General features: G+C 50.6%; 4 protein-coding genes. All 4 read right to left on the bottom strand.

The genetic code is table 11. From position 1 onward, the window contains the following. Window positions 1-138 precede the first annotated feature (138 nt). Complete coding sequence (gene tcyN, locus RSC70_RS20995) at window positions 139-921, bottom strand: L-cystine ABC transporter ATP-binding protein TcyN (RefSeq protein WP_008813822.1); 783 nt, start codon at window positions 919-921, stop codon at window positions 139-141. 198 nt (window positions 922-1,119) lie between these two features. Next, a complete protein-coding gene (fliZ, locus tag RSC70_RS20990) occupies window positions 1,120-1,635 on the bottom strand; it encodes a flagella biosynthesis regulatory protein FliZ (RefSeq protein WP_020303701.1) in 516 nt (171 codons plus the stop codon). A 38-nt stretch (window positions 1,636-1,673) separates the two neighbouring features. Further along, on the bottom strand, window positions 1,674-2,396 hold the full coding sequence (locus RSC70_RS20985) for an RNA polymerase sigma factor FliA (RefSeq protein ID WP_008813823.1): 723 nt from the start codon (window positions 2,394-2,396) through the stop codon (window positions 1,674-1,676). 196 nt (window positions 2,397-2,592) lie between these two features. Beyond that, window positions 2,593-2,823, bottom strand: a 231-nt coding sequence (locus RSC70_RS20980) for a flagellin (RefSeq protein ID WP_332542927.1), incomplete at its 5' end; no start/stop codon positions are given.

Below are 2,823 nucleotides of genomic sequence, written 5' to 3'. Positions count from 1 at the left end.
CGGTGCCATGGAAACGCATCTGTTGACCGGCGAACGAAACAATTCACCGCAATCCCATACGGAAATAGCATCTCAGATAAAAGCGTACGGGCAGGCGGAATATTCCACCGTATCAACCTAAATAACAGGCATCCCCCCTCAAATATAACTCAGCGGCTCATCCACCAGCTTCTCGCCCAAAAACTTCTCCAAAAACAGCTTAGTTCTTGGGTGCTGTGGATTGGCAAACAGTTCTTTGGCGGCGCCCTGTTCTACAATTCGCCCTTCATCCATAAAAATGGCACGGTTGGCAACGTCGCGAGCAAAGCTCATTTCATGAGTGACGATCACCATGGTGCGGTTTTCTTCTGCCAGCGCACGGATAGTGCTTAGTACCTCACCCACCAGTTCAGGGTCCAGCGCCGAAGTGGGTTCATCAAACAGGATGACTTCCGGCTGCATCGCTAATGCTCGAGCAATAGCCACGCGCTGTTGCTGACCACCGGACAGGCGTTTTGGAAACGCGTCCTCTTTGCCCTTTAAGCCAACTTTTGCCAGCAGTTCACGCGCTCGGGCAATCACCACCTCTCGCTTTTCGCCTTTAACGATAACCGGCCCTTCGATAATGTTTTCCAACACGGTACGGTGCGGGAATAAATTAAAGTTCTGGAAGACAAAACCCACTTCCTGACGCAGTTTTCTAATCGCCGTTTTTTGTCGGCTCAGCGGCTGGCCGCCATCAATGGTGACATCGCCAACCTGAATCGTGCCGCCGTCAGGCTCCTCGAGCAAATTGATGCTGCGTAGCAACGTGGTTTTACCAGAACCACTTGGCCCAATGATGGCTACCACCTCACCCTTCTCAACCGTGAGATCGACGCCGTGCAGCACGGTGTTTCCGTTAAAGGATTTCGTCAGATTTTTTACTTCAATAGTGCTCACTGTGGGCTCCCAAACGGATACGTCTAAAATCGATACTGTGCAGATGCAACGCCGCGTACACGGCGCGTCACCCAATATAACGGCAACTTTAGCAACTCAGGACAGGGAATAAAAAATTTTGCAGGAATATGGTTAGACTGATATGGAATAAGACACAAAAAAGCCATCGTAACGATGGCTTTTCATACTGAGGCTTAATCAGCAGACCGCTGTTTTTTGCCAACTAAGATACTGATCGTATTTCCGTAGCGCGATGCGATAGTTATTTTGATTCGCGTCGGTCATGTTCTCGATCAGATCCCACTGTTGCTCACTGCCGCAAAACTTTTCGTCGGGGAAATCGCTCGCTCTTAACATATCGTCTAAGCGGCGCAGGCGGACAATATATTCACGGATGGAGCTATGGCTCATTTCCGTCTGTTCAAACAGATATTGTTTAAACTCAAGAATATCGAAGTAATCCGCTTTGCAATGGCAGTACACGTCACTACAAAAACGACACAATGCCGTTAGCTCTTTTTCCAGTTCTTGCCAAACTCTGTCGTCAATCAGTTGATCCATCCCAGCAAGCGTTTCGCGATCGAGAATTTTCCCACGAAACACCAGAGACATGCGATCGAGCGATTTACCACAATGAGAGCAATCACACTGGCTGTGTTTAAAATCTTTCAAATAGCGACTCAGAGGCCGTCTTTTCTGTTGGGATGCTGTCATGGCAACATGCTCCATTTTATCGAATAACTGGTGACACATTAGCTTTGGCTGGCCAGCTTGGTACGTAGACGTTTTATCGCCTGACTATGCAGCTGGCTCACCCGAGATTCTCCGACCTCAAGCACGGCGCCGATTTCCTTCAGGTTTAGCTCCTCTTGGTAATAGAGGGTCAGAACCAATTTTTCACGTTCCGGCAAGGCTTCAATGGCGGCGATCACGCGCTGGCGCAGATCTCCTTCCAACAGCTGTTTGAGAGGATTGGCATCCTCATGCTGCTGAAATACCGGCTCGGCGCTATCGCCATGCTCTTCTCGCCATTCATCGTAAGAAAAAAGATGGCTGGTGTTGGTATCCAGCAAAATCTGCTGATACTCAACCAGTGGCATATCTAACTCTTGGGCAATTTCGGTTTCTGTCGGTGCGCGATGCAGGCGCTGTTCTGCTCGCTGCATAGCCGCTGAAACTTCACGGGCATTTCGACGCACGCTGCGCGGAACCCAATCACGACTGCGAAGCTCATCGAGCATCGCACCGCGAATGCGCTGAACCGCATAGGTGGTAAAGGCCGTCCCCTGCATGGCATCGTAGCGTTCGACCGCGTGCAACAGCCCAATACCTCCGGCTTGAAGCAGGTCGTCCAGTTCAACGCTTGCGGGCAGGCGAACCTGCAAACGCAGCGCTTCATGGCGCACTAGCGGAGCGTAGCGCTGCCACAGGGAATTTTTGTCGATCACGCCGTCGGCGGTATACAATTCACTCACGTTGACAGAACCCGGGTTGATGGATGCCCGGCTATTATCTAACTCTCACGCCAAAGCCAATGGCGCGATTAGTCAGCAAAAATGCCCCCTTTTCTCACGTTGCTTTTTCCGCAATAGAAGTTTGCTCAGTTATTCATCAGGTGGTTTATGTAAAAAACCCCGCCGCAGCGGGGTTAGCTGAAATGCTGGCGAAGTATTAACGCAGCAGAGTCAGTACGTTCTGAGTAGACTGGTTAGCCTGAGCCAACACAGAAGTACCCGCCTGTTGCAGAATGTTTGCACGGCTCATGTTAGACACTTCGGTCGCGTAGTCAGCATCCTGAATACGAGACTGGGAAGCAGTCAGGTTGTTAACGGTGCTGTTCAGGTTGTTGATAACAGAATCGAAACGGTTCTGTACCGCACCCAGAGATGAACGCAGGCCGTC

The sequence above is a fragment of the Hafnia sp. genome, from assembly GCF_036648275.1.
Classification (GTDB): Bacteria; Pseudomonadota; Gammaproteobacteria; order Enterobacterales; family Enterobacteriaceae; genus Hafnia; species Hafnia alvei.
Note: the sequence above shows the minus strand (reverse complement) of the source record. Positions and strands in the feature narration are given on the sequence as shown.

What these genes read in the sequence shown, in the direction of transcription:
- fliZ (WP_020303701.1), bottom strand. Translation starts at nt 1,635, where the DNA reads ATGACAGCATCCCAACAGAAAAGACGGCCTCTGAGTCGCTATTTGAAA.